General features: G+C 70.9%; 14 protein-coding genes. 6 read left to right on the top strand and 8 right to left on the bottom strand.

Features of this window, described 5'->3' with window-relative positions:
• Window positions 1-57: 57 nt before the first annotated feature.
• Window positions 58-2,664 carry an ATP-dependent chaperone ClpB gene (gene clpB, locus IE332_RS01555; protein ID WP_189913204.1) on the bottom strand — a complete coding sequence of 869 codons (2,607 nt, stop codon included), beginning with the start codon at window positions 2,662-2,664 and terminating at the stop codon, window positions 58-60.
• Between the two features lie 133 nt (window positions 2,665-2,797).
• The gene (locus IE332_RS01550; protein ID WP_189913203.1) at window positions 2,798-3,742 is read right to left on the bottom strand and encodes a LysR family transcriptional regulator; all 945 of its coding nucleotides are present in this window, start codon (window positions 3,740-3,742) and stop codon (window positions 2,798-2,800) included.
• A gap of 70 nt (window positions 3,743-3,812) precedes the next feature.
• Here IE332_RS01550 and IE332_RS01545 point away from each other — a divergent pair, with 70 nt between their 5' ends.
• From IE332_RS01545 to IE332_RS01530, 4 genes are all read left to right on the top strand, one after another.
• On the top strand, window positions 3,813-4,925 hold the full coding sequence (locus IE332_RS01545; RefSeq protein WP_189913202.1) for a TDT family transporter: 1,113 nt from the start codon (window positions 3,813-3,815) through the stop codon (window positions 4,923-4,925).
• A gap of 742 nt (window positions 4,926-5,667) precedes the next feature.
• Window positions 5,668-6,618: a LuxR C-terminal-related transcriptional regulator gene (locus IE332_RS01540; protein WP_189913201.1), complete on the top strand. Its 951-nt coding sequence runs from the start codon at window positions 5,668-5,670 to the stop codon at window positions 6,616-6,618.
• 681 nt (window positions 6,619-7,299) lie between these two features.
• Window positions 7,300-7,590 carry a helix-turn-helix domain-containing protein gene (locus tag IE332_RS01535; protein ID WP_189913200.1) on the top strand — a complete coding sequence of 97 codons (291 nt, stop codon included), beginning with the start codon at window positions 7,300-7,302 and terminating at the stop codon, window positions 7,588-7,590.
• Window positions 7,583-8,542 (top strand): helix-turn-helix domain-containing protein, encoded by a 960-nt coding sequence (locus tag IE332_RS01530; protein WP_189913199.1) that lies wholly within the window; start codon window positions 7,583-7,585, stop codon window positions 8,540-8,542. Before IE332_RS01535 ends, IE332_RS01530 begins: the two co-directional genes overlap by 8 nt.
• A 223-nt stretch (window positions 8,543-8,765) precedes the next feature.
• Here the strand turns inward: IE332_RS01530 and IE332_RS01525 are convergent, their stop codons facing one another.
• Complete coding sequence (locus tag IE332_RS01525) at window positions 8,766-9,383, bottom strand: TIR domain-containing protein (RefSeq protein ID WP_051709310.1); 618 nt, start codon at window positions 9,381-9,383, stop codon at window positions 8,766-8,768.
• Window positions 9,384-9,715: 332 nt separating this feature from the next.
• On the opposite strand from IE332_RS01525, the gene IE332_RS01520 reads away from it, so the two are divergent.
• Window positions 9,716-9,874 carry a hypothetical protein gene (locus IE332_RS01520; RefSeq protein ID WP_189913198.1) on the top strand — a complete coding sequence of 53 codons (159 nt, stop codon included), beginning with the start codon at window positions 9,716-9,718 and terminating at the stop codon, window positions 9,872-9,874.
• Between the two features lie 72 nt (window positions 9,875-9,946).
• Here IE332_RS01520 and IE332_RS01515 read toward each other — a convergent pair whose 3' ends face one another.
• The 5 genes from IE332_RS01515 to dnaK all read right to left on the bottom strand — a co-directional run bounded on the left by IE332_RS01515 (window position 9,947) and on the right by dnaK (window position 15,519).
• Window positions 9,947-10,939, bottom strand: coding sequence for a helix-turn-helix domain-containing protein (locus tag IE332_RS01515; RefSeq protein ID WP_189913197.1), 993 nt, complete (start codon window positions 10,937-10,939; stop codon window positions 9,947-9,949).
• Between the two features lie 184 nt (window positions 10,940-11,123).
• Window positions 11,124-11,654 (bottom strand): heat shock protein transcriptional repressor HspR, encoded by a 531-nt coding sequence (locus IE332_RS01510; protein ID WP_373313663.1) that lies wholly within the window; start codon window positions 11,652-11,654, stop codon window positions 11,124-11,126.
• Between the two features lie 16 nt (window positions 11,655-11,670).
• Window positions 11,671-12,834, bottom strand: coding sequence for a molecular chaperone DnaJ (dnaJ, locus tag IE332_RS01505; RefSeq protein WP_189913195.1), 1,164 nt, complete (start codon window positions 12,832-12,834; stop codon window positions 11,671-11,673).
• A gap of 223 nt (window positions 12,835-13,057) precedes the next feature.
• Window positions 13,058-13,681 carry a nucleotide exchange factor GrpE gene (gene grpE, locus IE332_RS01500; RefSeq protein WP_189913194.1) on the bottom strand — a complete coding sequence of 208 codons (624 nt, stop codon included), beginning with the start codon at window positions 13,679-13,681 and terminating at the stop codon, window positions 13,058-13,060.
• Window positions 13,678-15,519, bottom strand: a complete 1,842-nt coding sequence (dnaK, locus tag IE332_RS01495; protein ID WP_189913193.1) for a molecular chaperone DnaK — start codon at window positions 15,517-15,519, stop codon at window positions 13,678-13,680. Before dnaK ends, grpE begins: the two co-directional genes overlap by 4 nt.
• 353 nt (window positions 15,520-15,872) lie before the next feature.
• On the opposite strand from dnaK, the gene IE332_RS01490 reads away from it, so the two are divergent.
• Window positions 15,873-18,098, top strand: coding sequence for a (Fe-S)-binding protein (locus tag IE332_RS01490; protein ID WP_189913192.1), 2,226 nt, complete (start codon window positions 15,873-15,875; stop codon window positions 18,096-18,098).
• Window positions 18,099-18,432: the final 334 nt, after the last annotated feature.

Below are 18,432 nucleotides of genomic sequence, written 5' to 3'. Positions count from 1 at the left end.
CGCGCGCGGGCCGTTCCCTCCCACCCGGAAGGGAACGGCCCGCGCGCGGCACCACCGCTACTTCTCCAGCGGGCCCCGGCCGCGGACGGTGAGGCGGTCGCCCTCCTCGTCCCGCTCGACCAGGACGGTGTCCCCGTCGTGCACCGCGCCGGACAGGATCGCCCGGGCCAGCTGGTCGCCGATCGCGGACTGCACCAGCCGGCGCAGCGGGCGGGCGCCGTACGCCGGGTCGTAGCCGGTGAGCGCCAGCCAGTCGCGGGCGGCCGGGGAGACGTCCAGGGTGAGCCGCCGCTCGTTCAGCCGCTCGCCGAGGCGGGCCACCTGCAGGTCGACGATCCGGCTCAGCTCGGCGGTGCCCAGCGGCTCGAAGACCACGATGTCGTCCAGCCGGTTGAGGAACTCCGGCTTGAACGCGGCCCGGACGGAGTCCAGCACCAGGGCCTTCTTCTTGTCCTCCGGGGTGGTCGGGTCCACCAGGTAGTGCGAGCCCAGGTTGGAGGTGAGGATCAGGATGGCGTTGCGGAAGTCCACCGTGCGGCCCTGGCCGTCGGTGAGCCGCCCGTCGTCCAGCACCTGGAGCAGGACGTCGAAGACCTCGGGGTGCGCCTTCTCCACCTCGTCCAGCAGGACGACGCTGTACGGGCGGCGGCGGACCGCCTCGGTGAGCTGGCCGCCCTCCTCGTAGCCGACGTACCCGGGCGGGGCGCCGACCAGCCGGGAGACCGAGTGCTTCTCGCCGTACTCGCTCATGTCGATGCGGACCATCGACCGCTCGTCGTCGAAGAGGAAGTCGGCCAGGGCCTTGGCGAGTTCGGTCTTGCCGACACCGGTCGGGCCGAGGAAGAGGAAGGAGCCGGTCGGGCGGTCCGGGTCGGCGATGCCGGAGCGGGTGCGGCGCACCGCGTCCGAGACGGCCTGCACGGCCTCCGCCTGGCCGATCAGGCGCCTGCCCAACTCCTCCTCCATGCGCAGGAGTTTGGCGCTCTCGCCCTCCAGCAGACGGCCGGCCGGGATGCCCGTCCAGGAGGAGACCACGTCGGCCACGTCGTCCGGGCCGACCTCCTCCTTGACCATCGAGGCGGAGGCGTCCTGGTCGGCGGCGCGCTCCTGGGCCTCGGTGAGCTCCGTCTCGGCGGCCGGGATCTCGGCGTACATCAGCTTGGACGCCCGCTCGAAGTCCCCGTCGCGCTGGGCGCGTTCGAGGGCGCCGTGCAGCTCGTCCAGCCGCTCCTTGAGCTCGCCGACCCGGTTGAGGCTCTTCTTCTCCTGCTCCCAGCGCGCCGTGAGCACGCTCAACTGCTCGTTCCTGTCGGCGAGATCGCGCCGCAGCCGGGCCAGCCGGTCGACCGAGGCCGGGTCCGACTCCTTCTCCAGGGCCAGCTCCTCCATCCGCAACCGGTCCACGGAGCGCTGGAGTTCGTCGATCTCGACCGGGGAGGAGTCGATCTCCATCCGCAGCCGGGAGGCCGCCTCGTCGACCAGGTCGATCGCCTTGTCGGGCAGGAAGCGGGAGGTGATGTAGCGGTTGGACAGGGTGGCCGCGGCGACCAGGGCGGCGTCCGAGATCTGCACCTTGTGATGCGCCTCGTACCGGCCCTTGAGGCCGCGCAGGATGGCGATCGAGTCCTCCACGCTGGGCTCGCCGACCAGCACCTGCTGGAAGCGGCGCTCCAGCGCCGGGTCCTTCTCGATCCGCTCGCGGTACTCGTCCAGCGTGGTGGCGCCGACCATCCGCAGCTCGCCGCGGGCCAGCATCGGCTTGAGCATGTTGCCCGCGTCCATCGCGGAGTCGCCGCCGGCGCCCGCGCCGACCATGGTGTGCAGCTCGTCGATGAAGGTGACGACCCGGCCGTCAGAGGCCTTGATGTCGTTCAGGACGGCCTTCAGCCGCTCCTCGAACTCGCCGCGGTACTTGGCGCCGGCGACCATCGCGCCGAGGTCCAGCGCGACCAGCCGCTTGCCGCGCAGCGACTCCGGGACGTCACCGGCCACGATGCGCTGGGCCAGGCCCTCGACCACGGCGGTCTTGCCGACGCCCGGCTCGCCGATCAGCACCGGGTTGTTCTTGGTCCGACGGGAGAGCACCTGGACCACCCGGCGGATCTCGTGGTCCCGGCCGATCACCGGGTCGAGCTTGCCGTCCCGGGCGGCCTGGGTGAGGTCGGTGCCGTACTTCTCCAGCGCCTTGTAGGTGCCCTCCGGGTCCGGCGAGGTGACCTTGCCGGAGCCGCGCACGTCCTTGAACGCGGCGAGCAGCGCCTTGGGCGTCGCGCCCCGCTGCGTCAGCAGCTCGGCGACCGACCCGCCCTCGGCGGCCAGGCCGACCATCAGGTGCTCGGTGGAGACGTACTGGTCGTCCAGGTCGTCGGCGCGCTTGCCGGCCTCGGTGAGCACCGCCAGGGTGTCCCGGGCGAGCTGCGGCGCGGCGACCGTCGAGCCCATCGCGCTGGGCAGGGCGGCCAGCTGGCGGCGCGCCTCGGCGTCGACCCGGGTGGCGTCGGCCCCGACCGCCTCCAGCAGGGGCCGGGCGATGCCCTCGGGCTGCTCCAGCAGGGCGATCAGGATGTGCACCGGCTTGACGTCCGGGTTGCCGGCCGCGCCCGCCTGCCGGATCGCGGTGGACAGGGCGTCCTGCGTCTTGGTGGTGAACTTGCTGGCGTCCACTGCTGGGGGGTCCTCCCTCGTCGTCCTTCACTACTGCTACCTACAGCATGCACTAAGTTGAGTCTATTCCGCTCAACTTTCCGTGCCCAATCTTCTACGCCCAATCTTCCGGGCCCGGGTTCGGTCCTTCCCGTCAGCCTCCGGCCCGGCGGCTTCCGGCCGAGCGCCTGGCGGGGCTCCGCCGGGTCAGCACCAGCAGCTCCCGCGCCGGGCCGCTCGGCCGCTGCCCGGCCGGCCAGACCGCGCGCAGCGGCCGGTGCAGGTCCAGCCCCTCCTCCAGCGGCACCTCGACCAGCCGCCGGGTCGCCAGCTCCTCCACCACCGCCAGCTCGCTCAGGCAGACCGGCCCCGCCCCGGTCATCGCCGCCGCCTTCAGCGCGGTGGACGAGGCCAGCTCCATCCGGGGCTGCGTCGCGCCCCCGTACGGGCGCAGCGCCATCTCCAGCACCTCCCGGGTGCCCGAGCCGGGCTCGCGCAGCACCAGCGGGGTGGCCGCCAGCTCCGGGCCGGTCAGCGGGGTGCGGCGGCGCGCCCACGGGTGGCCGGGTGCCACCACCACGACCAGCCGGTCCGCCGCCACCACCGCGCCGGCCAGTCCGGGCGGGGTGGCGGGGCCCTCGACGAAGCCGAGGTCGGCGTCCCCGGCCAGGACGTGCCCGGCGACCTCCGCCGAGTTCGCCGTCCGCAGCGTCACCGCGGTGCCCGGGCTGGCCTCGGAGAGCCCCAGCAGCCAGCCCGGCATCAGGTACTCGGCGACGGTCAGACTGGCCACCACCCGCAGCTTGGCGTCCCGGCGCTCGCGCAGCGCGTCGATCCCGGCGTCCAGCGCCTGCGCCGCCTCCACCACCTGCCGGGCCCACTCGACCACCAGCCGGCCCGCCTCGGTCGGCTTGCTCCCGCGGGGTGAACGCTCCAGCAGCGGCACGCCGATCTGCCGCTCCATGCCCTTGATCCGGGCGCTGGCGGTCGGCTGGCTGACGCCCAGCTCGGCCGCCGCCCGTCCGACGCTGCCCAGCCGGGCCACGGCGAGCAGCAGTTCCAGGGCGCCGAGTTCGGGGACGTGCGAGGAGAGGGGCATAGGTCCAGGCTATGTCGCCATAGGATCCTCGGCGCTACCGGTGGCCGGCCTTCGGACCGATGGTGGAAACATGTCCACCTTGGCCGGAGTCCGTCCCCTCGCCCGCCCCGCCGTCCGCCGCTCCCGCGTCGACCTCTCCCAGCTCGGCCCCAACTGGTACGCCGTGGTGATGGGCACCGCGATCATCGGCAACGGCGCGGCCGCCCTGCCCGTCCGGCTGCCCGGGCTGATCGGCTTCGGCGAGGTGATGTGGGCGCTCGGCCTGGCCGCCCTGCTGGTGCTGGGCGCGGCCCGGCTGGTCCACCTCACCCGGCACCGTGAGGCCGCCCGCGCCCACCTGCTGGAGCAGCCCGCCACCGCCGTCTTCTACGGCTGCCCGCCGATGGCCCTGCTCTCGGTCGGGCTCGGCACGATGACGGTCGGCTCCCGGGTCATCGGCACCGGCCCCGCGGTCGCCGTGGACGCCGTGCTCTGGGGCGTCGGCACCCTGTACGCGCTGGCCGTCGCCGGCGGCATCCCGTACCTGATGATCACCCGGCACCGGATCTCCGCCCTGGAGTCCAACCCGACCTGGCTGCTGCCGGTGGTCGCCCCGCTGGTCGCCTCCGCCTGCGGCCCGGTGCTCGTCCCGCACCTGCCGGCCGGCACACCCCGGCAGGCCATGCTGTACGCCTGCTGCGCCCTGTTCGGGATCGGGCTGCTGGCCACCCTGGTGCTGCTGCCGGTGGTGTTCACCGGGCTGTTCCACAGCAAGCTGCCCACCCTGGTGCTGACCCCCTCGCTGTTCCTGGTGCTCGGCCCGCTCGGCCAGTCCGTCACCGCCGTCCACCAGATCGCCGACGCCGCCCACCCGGTGCTGCCCGCGCTGGCGCCCGCCATGCTCGACCTCGCCGAGCTGTACGGCGTCGCGGTGATGGGCGTCGCGGTGCTCTGGCTGGCCGTCGCGCTCGCCGCCAACCTGCGCGCCCGCCGGGCCGGGATGCCCTTCGCGATGACCTGGTGGGCGTACACCTTCCCGATCGGCACCTGTGTCACCGGCGCCTCCGCGCTCGCCCGGCACACCGGCTTCGTGGGCTTCACCGCGCTGGCCGCCGGGCTGTACCTGCTGCTGGCGCTCGCCTGGGCGCTCGCGGCGGGCGGTACGGCGGCGGGCCTGGCGCGCGGCCGGCTGCTGGCGCGGTGAGGCGGGGGCGCTGAGGCGGGCTGAGGTGCCGGACCGGATTGTCACCGCGCGTAGACATGCAGCTCAGGAGCATGTCGCCGTTGCAGGAACGCGCAACCGGGTCATGACCGTACACGGCCAACCGGAGGTACCGCCGGGCACCTCCCCGCCCCCCGCTGGCCTCGCCCTTTACCGGAATCCGCCCCGCCGCTCCACCCCCCGGCCGCACCCCGGGATGCAGATAACTGCAATTGCGCGAACATGCACTCGGGCGGCACTTGTTCACCGGCCGTCACGCTGTGAGGGTGGAGACACGCCAAGTCGTCCGGGCAACCGCAGCCCGATGGTGGCGACTTGCTCTTCGGACTGACCGCCGGCGCACCATTCCCGCGCCGGTGGAACGGGGGGAGAAGAGCACCGGCCGGGGACCATGTGTGGTGATGGCCCCCGGAACCGGATCCGTCGAGGCGTTGCTGCTCCGCCTCGACGGAAGCGCCCTGGCATTGGCGTGCAGAGACGGCGGCCCCCGGACGTCCCGGTGTGCGACGGCACCCGGGCCCGGGGGTCCGCCGTCCGAACCGGTACCGTGACCGCCGACCGCATGATCACCCCGTACCGGCACCCGGTACCGTGAGCCCGCCCGGCAACCGGTACCCGCGGCTCGTCCGCCGGGAAACGCGGGCAACACCAGGGGAGATGCGTCCGGCAGGGAGAGTGCGACGTGACGGCGGAACCGGCGGTCGCTCCGCACCAGCCAGGGCCCGTGGGCGAGGAACCCGACGAGGCCGCCCGGCAGCTGTACCTGACGATCATCGCCGAGGGCGGCCGGATCCCCTGCGCGAGCGTCGTCGACACCGACCGCGGCGCCCTCCAGCAGCTCATCGACATCGGCCTGCTGATGGTCAACCCGGTGGACCGCTGCTACACCGCCGTCAGCCCGCGCTCCGTCAGCGACCGGCTCGGCGCCGAACTCCGCAGCGAGGCCACCCGGCTGCTCGTCCGCGCCGAGAGCCTCCCGGGCACCCTGGACGGCCTCACCCGCGCCTACGACGCGATGCCCCGCCCCTCCGGCCGGGCCGGCGGCGCCGTCCACGTCGAGGGACACGTCCACATCCGCCAGCGGATCTCCCAACTGGTCTCCGACTGCCGCTCCGAAGTCCTCACCGCCCAGCCCGGCCAACGCCCCGCCGACACCCTGCAGGTCGCCCTCCGCCAGGACGTCCAGCTCCTCCGGCGCGGCTGCTCGCTGCGCACCATCTACCAGCCGGTCGCCCTCGCCGAACCGCCCGCCCTCGCCTACGCCGAGGAAGTCACTCGGCACGGCTCCCTCATCCGCGTCCTCGACGAACCCTTCCAGCGGCTCATCGTCTTCGACCGCACCGTCGCCGTGATCTCCGCCAACGACGACAACAGCACCGCCGCCTTCATCAGCGACCCCGCCACCATCACCTTCCTCGTCGGCACCTTCGAACGCGACTGGGCCCGCGCCGACACCGCCGAAGCCGCGGTCCTCGGCCAGGGCCCCACCCGCACCGTCCCCGACCGGGTCGGCCGCCTCCTCGCCCGCGGCCTCACCCAACGCGCCGTCGCCACCCGCCTCGGCCTCAGCGAACGCACCGTCGCCGCCCACATCTCCCGCCTGCGCGACCGCCACGGCGCCCAGACCCTCTTCCAGCTCGGCTGGCTGATGCGAGGCGCCCGCGATGACCGCTGAACCCGCCCCCACCCTGCTCACCGCCGCCCTCCCGGACCCGGCCGCCCGAGCGCTCTACCTCGCCGTCCTCCGCGAAGGCGGCCGCGTGCGCGCCGCGGACGTCGGGGTGGACGACGGCCCGGCACTCCGGAAGCTGGTCGAACTCGGGCTGCTGGTGCCGGGGTTGGTCGACGCCTCGTACAGCGCCGTCGACCCGCGCCCGGTCGCCGAACGGATCGGCACCGACCTGCGCAAGACCGGCACCCGCCTCCTGGCCGAAGCCGACCAGGTCCCCGAACTGCTCCGCGAACTCTCCCAGGCCTACGACACCGTGCCCCGCCGCGAAGCCCGCCGGACCGGCACCCGGACCGTCACCGGAAAGGCCGAGATCCGCCACGAACTCGAACAGCTGACCCACGCCTACCCCAACGAGAGCCTCACCGCCCAACCCGGCGCCGCCCGCCCCGCCGACCTGCTCGCCGACTCCCTCGCCCGCACCCGCCGCTACATCGAGCGCGGCGGAGCCGTCCGCTCCCTCTTCGAACGCGCCGCCCGCACCCACGACCTGGCCGTCGCGTACGGCGCCGAAGCCGCCCGCTTCGGCTGCCAGATCCGCATCCTGGACCAGCGTTCAAGCGCTTCCTGGTCTTCGACCGCACCGTCGCGGTCATCCCCGCCGCCCACGACTACACCAGCGCCGCCGTGGTCGACGACCCGGCGACGGTGGCCTTCGTCGTCGACACCTTCGAACAGCTCTGGCAGCAGGCCGAAGGCGTCAACTGGACAGCCCTGGCCGACAGTTCCGCCAGCCCGACGGCCCACGAACAGGTGGCCCGCCTCCTCCCCCGCGGCCTCACCCAGCGCGCCATCGCCACCCGTCTGGGCCTCAGTGAGCGGACGGTGGCCGGCCACATCGCCCGGCTGCGTGAGCAGTACGACGCGGAGACGCTGTTCCAGCTCGGCTGGCAGATGAGGGGAGCCCGCGATGCCTGAGCCCGACCTGCTCGACGCCGCCGCCAGGGAGTTCTACCGGGAGATCCTCAAGGAGGGCGGCCGCCTTCACGTCGGTGACATCCGTCCCGAGGACGAGCCGGTAGTCGAGCAGCTCATTGACCTCGGGCTTCTGGTGCTCCATGGAGCCGACGGTGTGTACAGCGCAGTGAATCCCCGAACCGTGAGCGATCGTCTGGGCGCCGACCTGCGCGACGAGGGCACCCGCCTGCTTGCCCGGGCGGCGCTGGTCCCGGACCTGTTGGAGGACCTCAGCCAGGCCTATGAGGCGGAACGACGCCGGCGGGAGCCGGCGGGGGGCGTCCAGCGGGTTGAGGGCATGGTGGAGATCCGTCACCTGCTCGCCCAACTCGTCAAGGACCACCCGCACGAAGCCTTGACGGCCCTGCCGGGAAGGTTCCACCCGCCGACGCAGCGGCAGGACGGCCTGGCCCAGACACGGCGGTACATCGAACGCGGTGGCTCGGTGCGGACGATCTACCAGCCGCAGGCCCGACTGGACCGGGACCAGGTCGAGTACGCGGCGGAGACCACGAGGCTGGGCTCGCGGATCCGGATCCTGGACGTCCCGTTCAGCCGGGTCCTCATCTTCGATCGCACCGTTGCCCTGATTTCGGCGGCCCCCGACAACGGGGTCGCCGCTGTCGTCCAGGATTCCGCGATGGTGGCCTACCTGGTCGGGGTCTTCGAGCAGCACTGGCAGCAAGCTCAGGTCGTGGACTGGGTCGCGATGGCGGCCGGTCTGATCGAGCCCGCCGCCCACGAACACGTGGGTCGCCTCCTCGCCCGGGGGCTGACTCAGCGGGCGATCGCCACCCGCCTCGGCCTCAGCGAGCGCACCGTGGCCGGTCACATCGCCCGGCTGCGTGAGCAGTACGACGCGGAGACGCTGTTCCAGCTCGGCTGGCAGATGAGGGGCGCCCGCGATGCCTGACTTCGATCTGCCCGATGTCGCCGTGGTGGAGGGCCGGAACGGGGGCTCACGGATCCGCTGTCCGGAGACCCCGTTCAACCACGGCCTGGTCGTCGGTCGCACTGTCGCTCTGATCCCGGCGACCCCTGAGAGCGGGGTCGCCGCCGTGGTGGTGGATCCTGCGACGTGCCTGGCCGAGTCCGGCCGGCCCGGCGGGCGGGGGAGCCCGGTGGCTGAGCGGTGCTCAGCCGGTGGCGGCGCCGGTCGGCCAGTAGCCGGGGACCGGGGGCTGCTGCCGGGGGACGTTGAACTGCTCGCCGGGGGCGGTCCAGAAGCCCTCGCGCAGGGAGAGCGCCATGCCGGCCCAGTCGAGCGCGGTCTCCACCGTGTGGTTGAGGGCCTCCTGCGACCAGGTGTCGTCGAAGACCAGCGGCAGGACGGGGGCGACCTGCTCGATGGTGGCGATCAGCGGGTTGTGGGTGATGGCCTCGTCGACGAGGAGGACGATCGGCTTCCGCAGGGCCGACGCCCACCCGAGCTCCAGGCTGACACCGGCCGAGAGCGGCGCTCCCACGTAGGCGAACACGAGGTCCGCGGACTGCAGGGCGCGGAAGTCGGAGGGGACGCGGGGCTCCGGAGCGCGGCCGGAGATGGTCCAGGCGTCGCTGTGGTGCGCGCTGTACACAGCGGCACCGCTGCGGAGCAGGGTCGTGCGGAGCGTCGTCAGCCGCGTCCGGCTGGCGAGCGTCACCACACTGTCGGCCGGGCCGGTCAGCCGCATCAGCGGCGCGGCCAGGAACACACGTGCACGCCGACCCTCAGGGGCCTGGCTGTCGTGGTGACGCAGGTAGGGCTCGGTCATGTCGACTCCGGGGAAAGGCCGACCGGGAGAGTGAGCGTCGGCGATGCGTTGGATGTGGGCTGCTCTGCGTGGTGATCCCGCTGATGAACGACTTAGCATTTGACGGTACATTGGCAAGGTGTGGCGTCTTGCCGGACCATTGGGAGCGAACTGATCGTCCATCGCGGGGCAGCGCCGCGTCCAGGGTTGGCCTGTGTCATCTGGATGCCTGGCAGGGAGATGACGCACACCCGTGCACCGGGGGTGACAGCCTCCCCCCTCGCGCGGCACTATGTGAGCCGTTATCCTGTTCGACGCTTCTAGTGGCGATTCTCCGGAGAGAGAGTGGGGGCATGACTGACATGCGCCGGTTTGTCCGCAAGGTTGTGCTTTCGTTGGCCGTCGCCGCCGCTGTGCTCGGTGCCGGCTCTCTTGCCCATGTTGCCGACTCGCACAACGCGATTGCCGTCGAGGCCACCGCGAGCGCCCTGGACGACATCTCCTGGCAGTGAACACGATCGTTTGAGTGTCTGGCCGCTTGTCAGGACTCGTGAAGGATTCGCCGACCCCCTGAATCGGGGCTCTCAGTCAGTCGGCGATTCCTGCATCTTCCGGCCGAGGACATATCCGAGTTGGAATAGCGAGTCGACTTTGTAGTCATCGCGCATTTCGGCTATGTGTCTTGCCAGCGTCCGCTCGCTGATTCCCAAACGCCGCGCGATGACCCGGTGGCTGGTGCCTTCGAGCATCTGGTCGATGATCGTCTGACGCAGACGGGACACCACCTGCTGCGGCACGGTGCGGTCGCCCTCGAATTCCAGCGCTCGGCTCCAGCACCGTTCGAAGACCTCTTCGGCGAGATAGTCGACGACCGCGGGGTCGTAGATGAAGGCCGCGAGGCTCATGTCATCGGCGATCGGGATCACGGCTACCCGCCGATCCATCACTATGAGCCGCGTATAGGGTTCGTCAAGGGTTCTGTACTGGCCACCTGCCCGGGCGAGTGTGGCCACGTAATCCCTGGTCGGCTGGTGGTAGCGCGTGCTGGCGTGGTAGATCGTCCGCATCTCCGTACCACTGCGGAGCGTTTCCAGATCGTGCTCGATCATCCCGGCGAGAAGGTCCGGCTGGCGCGGGCCGCCGGGTTGGAGCGCCAGGGCTTCCTCGAGCCCGGATTCTCTGAACTGCTCCAGCCGCTGACGGATAAGAGCCTTGCCCTGCACATACTCGATCGATCCGCCGCGTTGCTTCGGGGAATGGAATTCCCGAGCGAGTTCCTGCAGTTCGGAGGGCAGGGAGACGGCTCGTGACAGGAGCTCCAAGGCCTGACGCTGCCACGAATGGCTGAGGCTGGCCGAGAGCTGTGTGGGGTCGGCGGCTACGAAAACAGTCGGATCATCGCTGTCGGGAACGAGAAGGCCAATCCTCGCCAGCTCGTCGCGCGCAGAATCATTCTGATCGGTATTGGTGCCCGATGGCAGCCTGCCGTCTCCTCGGAGAACGGTGAGAAATAGCTCCCGTGCTTCTGTCGAGAGCACGGTCAAGCCGGCGGCAAGGGGCTGCTCTCGTTCACTCATCCGCGACTCCTTGCCGTTACCGTGATACCTGCGTCCCGTCAGCGCTGACGCTGAATCGCGTTTCAGCATGCCAGATCCGGTGCGCCCTCCGAAGAGGGATTGATGACCGCACCCTCTCACCAAGGCCGAGCCGCCGGCACCCCCCGAACAGGAGGGGGCCGGCGGCGGGGTCCGGGCGGGCGGGTCAGCGCTTGGGGCGCCAGACGACGAGGGCGCTGGACTGGGGCGTGGGGGGCTGGTACGGGACGAGGTCGCGGCGGTAGGAGGCGTGGACGGCGGCCTCGCGCTGCTGGAGGGCGGTGGCGGCGCCTTCCAGGGAGTCGACGAGTTCGGTGACCCGGGACTGGAGGGCGGTGACCTGGTTCTCCAGCTCGATGATCCGCTTGATGCCCGCCAGGTTGATGCCCTCGTCCTGGGAGAGCCGCTGGACCTCGCGCAGCTGCTGGATGTCGCGGGCGGAGTAGCGGCGGCCGCGGCCGGCGGTGCGGTCGGGGCAGACCAGGCCGAGGCGGTCGTACTGGCGGAGGGTCTGCGGGTGCAGTCCGGACAGTTCGGCGGCCACCGAGATGACGTACACCGGGGTGTCCTCGGTGAGGACGTACGGCGGTGCGGCCGAGGGGACCCGGCGGGTGCGGCGGGTGCCGTCGCCGGGGAGGCCCTCGCCGACGCCGGGGCCGATCGACCCGTCGGGGTTGACCGGATTCATCGGATTCATCGGGGACATCTGGTCGTCACGCTCCCTTCGCCGCCCGGAAGAGGGCCGCGCGCGGATCGTCGGAGGCGGTGGCCTCGCGGTACTGCTCCAGGGCGTTCAGCGCGTCGCCGGTGACGTGCTGGGGCACCACGACCTCGACGGTGACGAGGAGGTCGCCGCGGGTGCCGTCCTTGCGGGTGGCGCCCTTGCCGCGGGCGCGCATGGTGAGGCCGTTGGCGCTGCCCGGGGGCAGCTTGAGCTTCACGGCGGGGCCGCCGAGGGTGGGTACCTCGATGGTGGCGCCGAGGGCCGCTTCGGGGAAGGCGACGGGGACGGTGACGGTGAGGTTGTCGCCCTTGCGGCCGAAGACGGGGTGCGGGTCGACGTGCACGGTGACGTAGAGGTCGCCGGGCTGTCCGCCGCGTTCGCCCTGGGCGCCCTTGCCCTTGAGGCGGATGCGCTGGTCGGCCTGGACGCCGGCCGGGATGCGGACCTGCATGGTGCGGGCGGAGCTGGCCCGGCCGCTGCCGTGGCAGTCGGTGCACGGGTCGTCGACGATCATGCCCCGGCCGCGGCAGTCCTTGCACGGCTCGGAGAGCGCGAAGGCGCCCTGGCCGCGGCTGACGGTGCCGGCGCCGACGCAGGTGGGGCAGACCCGCGGCGTGGTGCCGGACCTGGCGCCGGTGCCGTTGCAGGTGCGGCAGGGGGCCTGGCTGGTCATCCGGAGCGGGACGGTCGCGCCGTCGACGGCCTCCTCGAAGGAGAGCGTCACCTCGGTCTCGACGTCGGCGCCGCGCCGGGGCTGGGCCTGCCGGGTGCCGCCGCGGTTGAAGAGGCCGCCGAAGACGTCGCCGATCCCGCCGCCGCCGGTGCCGCCGCCCTGGTTGCCGCTGAAGAGGTCGCCGAAGTCGAAGCTGTAGCTGCCGGTGCCGCCGGGGCCGCCGCCGGCCCGGAAGCCGCCGTTGGCGAAGAGGCTGCGGGCCTCGTCGTACTCCTTGCGGCGCTTCTCGTCGGAGAGGACGTCGTACGCCTCGGAGATGTCCTTGAAGCGCTCCTCGGCCTTGGCGTCACCCTTGTTGGCGTCCGGGTGGAACTCGCGCGCGAGCTTGCGGTACGTCTTCTTGATCTCGGTGGCGGTGGCGTCCTTGGGCACGCCGAGGACTTTGTAGTAGTCCTTCTCGACATAGTCCTTGCCGCTCATGCGTCCACCTCGCTGCGCTCGGCAGCCGCTGAGCGGTACACGCGCCCCCTGATGGTTCGCTCGCTGCGCTCGCTCACGGCCTCCGCCACCTCCCGATGTCCATCGTCACTGTGCTGTCAACAGCAGGAAAACGCACGGCCGTCGACAACGCGCTGCGGAGCCGGCCGCCGTACTGGCCGGCGTACGACTCCGCAGCGCACTGGTTGTCAGCTGTCACAGGTGGTCAGCTGTCCGAGCCACCGTCGGACGTGTCCGCGTCGCCGGACTTGGCGTCGGCGTCCGGGGCGGAGGCCGTCTGGGTGCCCGGCTGGGGCTCCGCGACGGCGACCATCGCCGGGCGGATGATCCGCTCGCCGATGCGGTAGCCGGGCTGGAGGATCTGCACGCAGGTGTCCTCGGTGACGTCCGAGGAGTAGCTGTGCATCAGCGCCTCGTGCATGGTCGGGTCGAAGGGCTCGCCCTCCTTGCCGAACTGCTGGAGGCCCAGCTTGGCGACGACCGTCTCCAGCGACTCGGCGACGGACTTGAAGCCGCCCGTGACCTCGCCGTGCTCGCGGGCGCGGCCGATGTCGTCCAGGACCGGGATCAGGGACTCCAGGATGTTGGAGACCGCGATCTCGCGGACGGTCAGCCGGTCGCGCTCGACCCGCTTGCGGTAGTTCTGGTACTCGGCCTGCAGGCGCTGCAGGTCCGCGGTGCGCTCGGCCAGCTCGCGCTTGGCGGTGGCGAGCTCCTCGGGGGAGCCCTCGCCGGCACCGGCCGCCGCTGCCTCCTCGGCGGCCTTGATCACGGCCTCCTCGGCGGCGGAGTCGTCGCCGGGCTTGCCGCCCTGCGGCTTGTCCGTCATGCCGACGCACCACCCTTGGGCTTCTCGTCGTCCACGATCTCGGCGTCGACGACGTCGTCGTCCTTGGCCTGGGCGGACTCACCGGCGGGGGCGGCACCGGCGGCGTCGGCGTTGGCGTACAGCGCCTGGCCGAGCTTCTGGGCGGTGGTGGAGACCTTCTCCGAGGCTTCGCGGATCTTCGCGATGTCCTCGCCCTTCAGGGCCTCCTTGAGCTCGCCGATGGCGGTCTCGACCTCGGTCTTGACGTCGGCCGGGAGCTTCTCCGCGTTGTCGGCGATGAACTTCTCGGTCGAGTAGACGAGCTGCTCGGCGGAGTTGCGGGTCTCGACGGCCTCGCGGCGCTTGTGGTCGTCCTCGGCGTACTGCTCGGCCTCGCGGCGCATGCGGTCGACCTCGTCCTTCGGCAGCGAGGAGCCGCCGGTGACGGTCATCTTCTGCTCCTTGCCGGTGCCGAGGTCCTTCGCGCCGACGTGCATGATGCCGTTGGCGTCGATGTCGAAGGTGACCTCGATCTGGGGCAGGCCGCGCGGCGCCGGCGGGAGGCCGGTCAGCTCGAACATGCCGAGCTTCTTGTTGTACGCGGCGATCTCGCGCTCGCCCTGGTAGACCTGGATCTGCACGGACGGCTGGTTGTCCTCGGCCGTGGTGAAGATCTCGGAGCGCTTGGTCGGGATCGTGGTGTTGCGCTCGATCAGCTTGGTCATGATGCCGCCCTTGGTCTCGATGCCGAGGGACAGCGGGGTGACGTCGAGCAGCAGGACGTCCTTGACCTCGCCCTTGAGGACACCGGCCTGGAGCGCGGCGCCGATGGCGACGACCTCGTCCGGGTTGACGCCCTTGTTGGCGTCCTGGCCGCCGGTCAGCTCCTTGACGAGCTCGGCGACGGCCGGCATGCGGGTGGAGCCGCCGACCAGGACGACGTGGTCGATCTCGGAGAGCGAGATGCCGGCGTCCTTGATGACGTTGTGGAACGGGACCTTGCAGCGCTCCAGCAGGTCCGCGGTCAGCTGCTGGAACTGGGCCCGGGTGAGCTTCTCGTCCAGGTGCAGCGGGCCCTCGGCGGAGGCCGTGATGTACGGCAGGTTGATCGAGGTCTCGGAGGACGAGGACAGCTCGATCTTGGCCTTCTCGGCGGCCTCGCGCAGACGCTGCAGGGCCATCTTGTCCTTGGACAGGTCGACGCCGTGGCCGGACTGGAAGACCTTGACCAGGTGGTCGACGACGCGCTGGTCCCAGTCGTCACCACCGAGGTGGTTGTCACCGTTGGTGGCCTTCACCTCGACGACCCCGTCGCCGATCTCCAGCAGGGAGACGTCGAAGGTGCCGCCGCCGAGGTCGAAGACCAGGATGGTCTGGTCGTCCTTGTCGAGGCCGTACGCCAGGGCGGCCGCGGTGGGCTCGTTGACGATGCGCAGGACGTTGAGGCCCGCGATCTCACCGGCCTCCTTGGTGGCCTGGCGCTCGGAGTCGTTGAAGTACGCCGGGACGGTGATGACGGCGTCGGTGACGGTCTCGCCCAGGTACGCCTCGGCGTCCCGCTTCAGCTTCTGCAGCACGAAGGCCGAGATCTGCTGGGGGTTGAAGTCCTTGCCGTCGATGTTGATCTTCCACCCGGTGCCCATGTGGCGCTTCACCGAGCGGATGGTGCGGTCGACGTTGGTGACCGCCTGACGCTTGGCCACCTCGCCGACCAGGACCTCGCCGTTCTTGGCGAAGGCGACGACGGACGGCGTGGTCCGAGCGCCCTCGGCGTTCGTGATGACGGTGGGCTCGCCACCCTCCAGAACGCTGACGACCGAGTTCGTCGTGCCGAGGTCGATGCCGACCGCGCGTGCCATCGTAGGTACCTCCACGGAAGAGTTGAGCTTTACAGGCTCAAGGATGCACGACTCGACGGGCAGCGTCAACAGCTATGAGTGCCGGTCGCTCAACTTTGCTGAGCGGAATCGACCGATGGGGCGTGGGCGGGACGGTGGTGGGGTGCCGGTGGGGCGGCAGTGGAGCGGCGGGCGCCGTGGCGCGCGTGCGGTCACGTGACTGCCGCCATAGCTTGGGAATCTTCTGGAGAACTGTTGCCGACCGGTAATGTCCGGGCCGTCGGCCCGGCAAGTTACCGACCAGTACACTCAGGTCGACAACCGTAGGACCGCAGAGACTGCTCAACCGCAAAGCCGCAGGAGACGGAGAGCCGATGCAGCTAGCAGCGATCGTCATCTCGCTGGTCACATTTGTGATCGGCACCGCGCTCGCCGCCCGTGCGGCGCTGTACATCTACAAGGTGGTGCGCACCGGAGCGGCGGACTCCACCCGCTTCGGGCAGCCCGCCCAGCGGGCGAAGACCCTCGCGACCGAATTCTTCGGTCACACCAGGATGAACCGCTGGGGGATCGTGGGCATCGCCCACTGGTTCGTCGCCGTCGGCTTCTTCAGCCTGGTACTGACCATCGTCAACGCCTTCGGCCAGCTCTTCGACGCCGACTTCGACCTGCCGGTCATCGGCCACTGGATGATCTGGCAGCTCTTCGTCGAGCTGCTCGGCACCCTGACCACGCTGGGCATCCTGGTCCTGATCGTGATCCGGCTGATGAGCCTGCCGTCGCGGTCCGGCCGCAAGTCCCGCTTCGCCGGCTCGATCGCCTGGCAGGCCTTCTACGTCGAGTACACGATCCTCGGCATCGGCCTCTGCATCACGATGCTGCGCGCGCTGGAGGGCGCCCTCAAGGGCGTCGACTCGTACGGTCCCGAGCACCTGGTCTCGTACCCGCTCGTCACCGCGCTCAGCGGCCTGTCGCACGGCACGCTGGAGAACCTGATCTACCTGTTCGCGATGCTGAAGATCTGCATCTCGTTCGCGTGGGCGACCACCATCGGCCTCAACCCGTCGATGGGTGTGGCCTGGCACCGGTTCCTCGGCTTCTTCAACATCTACTTCAAGCGCGAGGAGGACGGCGGCACCGCGCTCGGCGCCCTCCGTCCGATGACCAGCGACGGTCAGCCGATCGACTTCGAGGACCCGGCCGACGACGCCGTCTTCGGCGTCTCCCAGGTCGAGCACTTCTCCTGGAAGGGCATCCTCGACTTCTCCACCTGCACCGAGTGCGGCCGCTGCCAGTCGCAGTGCCCCGCCTGGAACACCGGCAAGCCGCTCTCGCCGAAGCTGCTGATCATGAGCCTGCGCGAGCACGCCTACGGCAAGGCGCCGTACCTGCTGGCCGGCGGCGGCAAGGACATGGAGGGCGAGGAGCAGGCGACCCCCGAGCAGCTCAAGGACGTCCCGGCGGCCGCGCTGGCCGAGGCCGAGCGCCCGCTGATCGGCACCGCGGAAGAGAACGGCGTCATCGACCCGGACGTGCTGTGGTCCTGCACCACCTGCGGCGCCTGCGTCGAGCAGTGCCCGGTGGACATCGAGCACATCGACCACATCGTCGACATGCGCCGCTACCAGGTGATGATCGAGAGCAACTTCCCGACCGAGGCCGGGACGATGCTCAAGAACCTGGAGAACAAGGGCAACCCGTGGGGCATGGCCACCAAGGCGCGCCTGGACTGGGTCAAGGAGCTCAAGAAGGAGACCGGCATCGAGGTGCCGGTGATCGGCGAGGACATCGACCCCGCCGAGGTCGAGTACCTCTACTGGGTCGGCTGCGCCGGCGCCCTGGAGGACCGCGCCAAGAAGACCACCAAGGCCTTCGCCGAGCTGCTGCACACCGCGGGCGTGAAGTTCGCGATCCTCGGCAAGGAGGAGACCTGCACCGGTGACTCCCCGCGCCGCCTGGGCAACGAGTTCCTGTTCCAGATGCTCGGCGCGCAGAACGTCGAGACGCTGAACGCCGCGCTGGAGGACGCCCCGACCAAGCGGATCGTGGCCACCTGCCCGCACTGCTTCAACACCATCGCCAACGAGTACCCGCAGCTCGGCGGGCACTTCGAGGTGATCCACCACACCCAGCTGCTGCAGCACCTGATCGACGAGGGCAAGCTCGTCCCGGTCAACCCGGTCGAGGGCCTGATCACCTACCACGACCCCTGCTACCTGGGCCGCCACAACAAGGTGTACAGCCCGCCGCGCGAGATCATGGACAAGGTCCCCGGTCTGCGCCAGCAGGAGATGCACCGCCACAAGGAGCGCGGCTTCTGCTGCGGCGCCGGCGGCGCCCGGATGTGGATGGAGGAGCGCATCGGCAAGCGGATCAACACCGAGCGCGTGGACGAGGCGCTGTCCCTCAACCCGGACATCGTCTCCACCGCCTGCCCGTTCTGCCTGGTGATGCTCTCCGACTCGGTCAACGGCAAGAAGAACGAGGGCGCGGCCAAGGAGCACCTGAAGGTGGTCGACGTGGCCCAGCTGCTGCTGGACTCCGTCAAGGCCGTCCCGCCGGCCGAGGCCGAGGAGCAGCCCGCGACGGTGGACGCCTGACCGTCCGCTGCCCGGCAGCCCCGCTGTTCGACAGTTCTGCTACAACTGCCCGGCCCGGTGGACGCCGCCAACGCGCCCGCCGGGCCGGGCTTTTGGGCGGCCCCGGCGGCTCGCGGCGGTACCGGGGGAGAACCCGGAGTGACATCCGTCGCACAGGGGCCGGACGGGCATTCGGTTGGAAGGAAATACAGTAGGCGCCGGACCGGCTCCGAGCCGGTCGGCCCGTTCCGGACGGAAAACCGGACGGGCGCCGACCCGCGCCGGACGGACGGGTCCAGAACACCGACGGAGGCAACGGCCCGCCGGGCCGGGCCGCAGAGACCACAAGGGGAAC

Origin of the sequence: Kitasatospora xanthocidica (assembly GCF_014656195.1) — a bacterium.
Lineage (GTDB): Bacteria > Actinomycetota > Actinomycetes > Streptomycetales > Streptomycetaceae > Kitasatospora > Kitasatospora xanthocidica.
Note: the sequence above shows the minus strand (reverse complement) of the source record. Positions and strands in the feature narration are given on the sequence as shown.

What these genes read in the sequence shown, in the direction of transcription:
- IE332_RS01550 (WP_189913203.1), bottom strand. Translation starts at nt 3,742, where the DNA reads ATGCCCCTCTCCTCGCACGTCCCCGAACTCGGCGCCCTGGAACTGCTG.
- IE332_RS01545 (WP_189913202.1), top strand. Translation starts at nt 3,813, where the DNA reads ATGTCCACCTTGGCCGGAGTCCGTCCCCTCGCCCGCCCCGCCGTCCGC.
- IE332_RS01530 (WP_189913199.1), top strand. Translation starts at nt 7,583, where the DNA reads ATGCCTGAGCCCGACCTGCTCGACGCCGCCGCCAGGGAGTTCTACCGG.
- IE332_RS01525 (WP_051709310.1), bottom strand. Translation starts at nt 9,383, where the DNA reads ATGACCGAGCCCTACCTGCGTCACCACGACAGCCAGGCCCCTGAGGGT.
- IE332_RS01520 (WP_189913198.1), top strand. Translation starts at nt 9,716, where the DNA reads ATGACTGACATGCGCCGGTTTGTCCGCAAGGTTGTGCTTTCGTTGGCC.
- IE332_RS01515 (WP_189913197.1), bottom strand. Translation starts at nt 10,939, where the DNA reads ATGAGTGAACGAGAGCAGCCCCTTGCCGCCGGCTTGACCGTGCTCTCG.
- IE332_RS01510 (WP_373313663.1), bottom strand. Translation starts at nt 11,654, where the DNA reads ATGAATCCGATGAATCCGGTCAACCCCGACGGGTCGATCGGCCCCGGC.
- dnaJ (WP_189913195.1), bottom strand. Translation starts at nt 12,834, where the DNA reads ATGAGCGGCAAGGACTATGTCGAGAAGGACTACTACAAAGTCCTCGGC.
- grpE (WP_189913194.1), bottom strand. Translation starts at nt 13,681, where the DNA reads ATGACGGACAAGCCGCAGGGCGGCAAGCCCGGCGACGACTCCGCCGCC.
- dnaK (WP_189913193.1), bottom strand. Translation starts at nt 15,519, where the DNA reads ATGGCACGCGCGGTCGGCATCGACCTCGGCACGACGAACTCGGTCGTC.
- IE332_RS01490 (WP_189913192.1), top strand. Translation starts at nt 15,873, where the DNA reads ATGCAGCTAGCAGCGATCGTCATCTCGCTGGTCACATTTGTGATCGGC.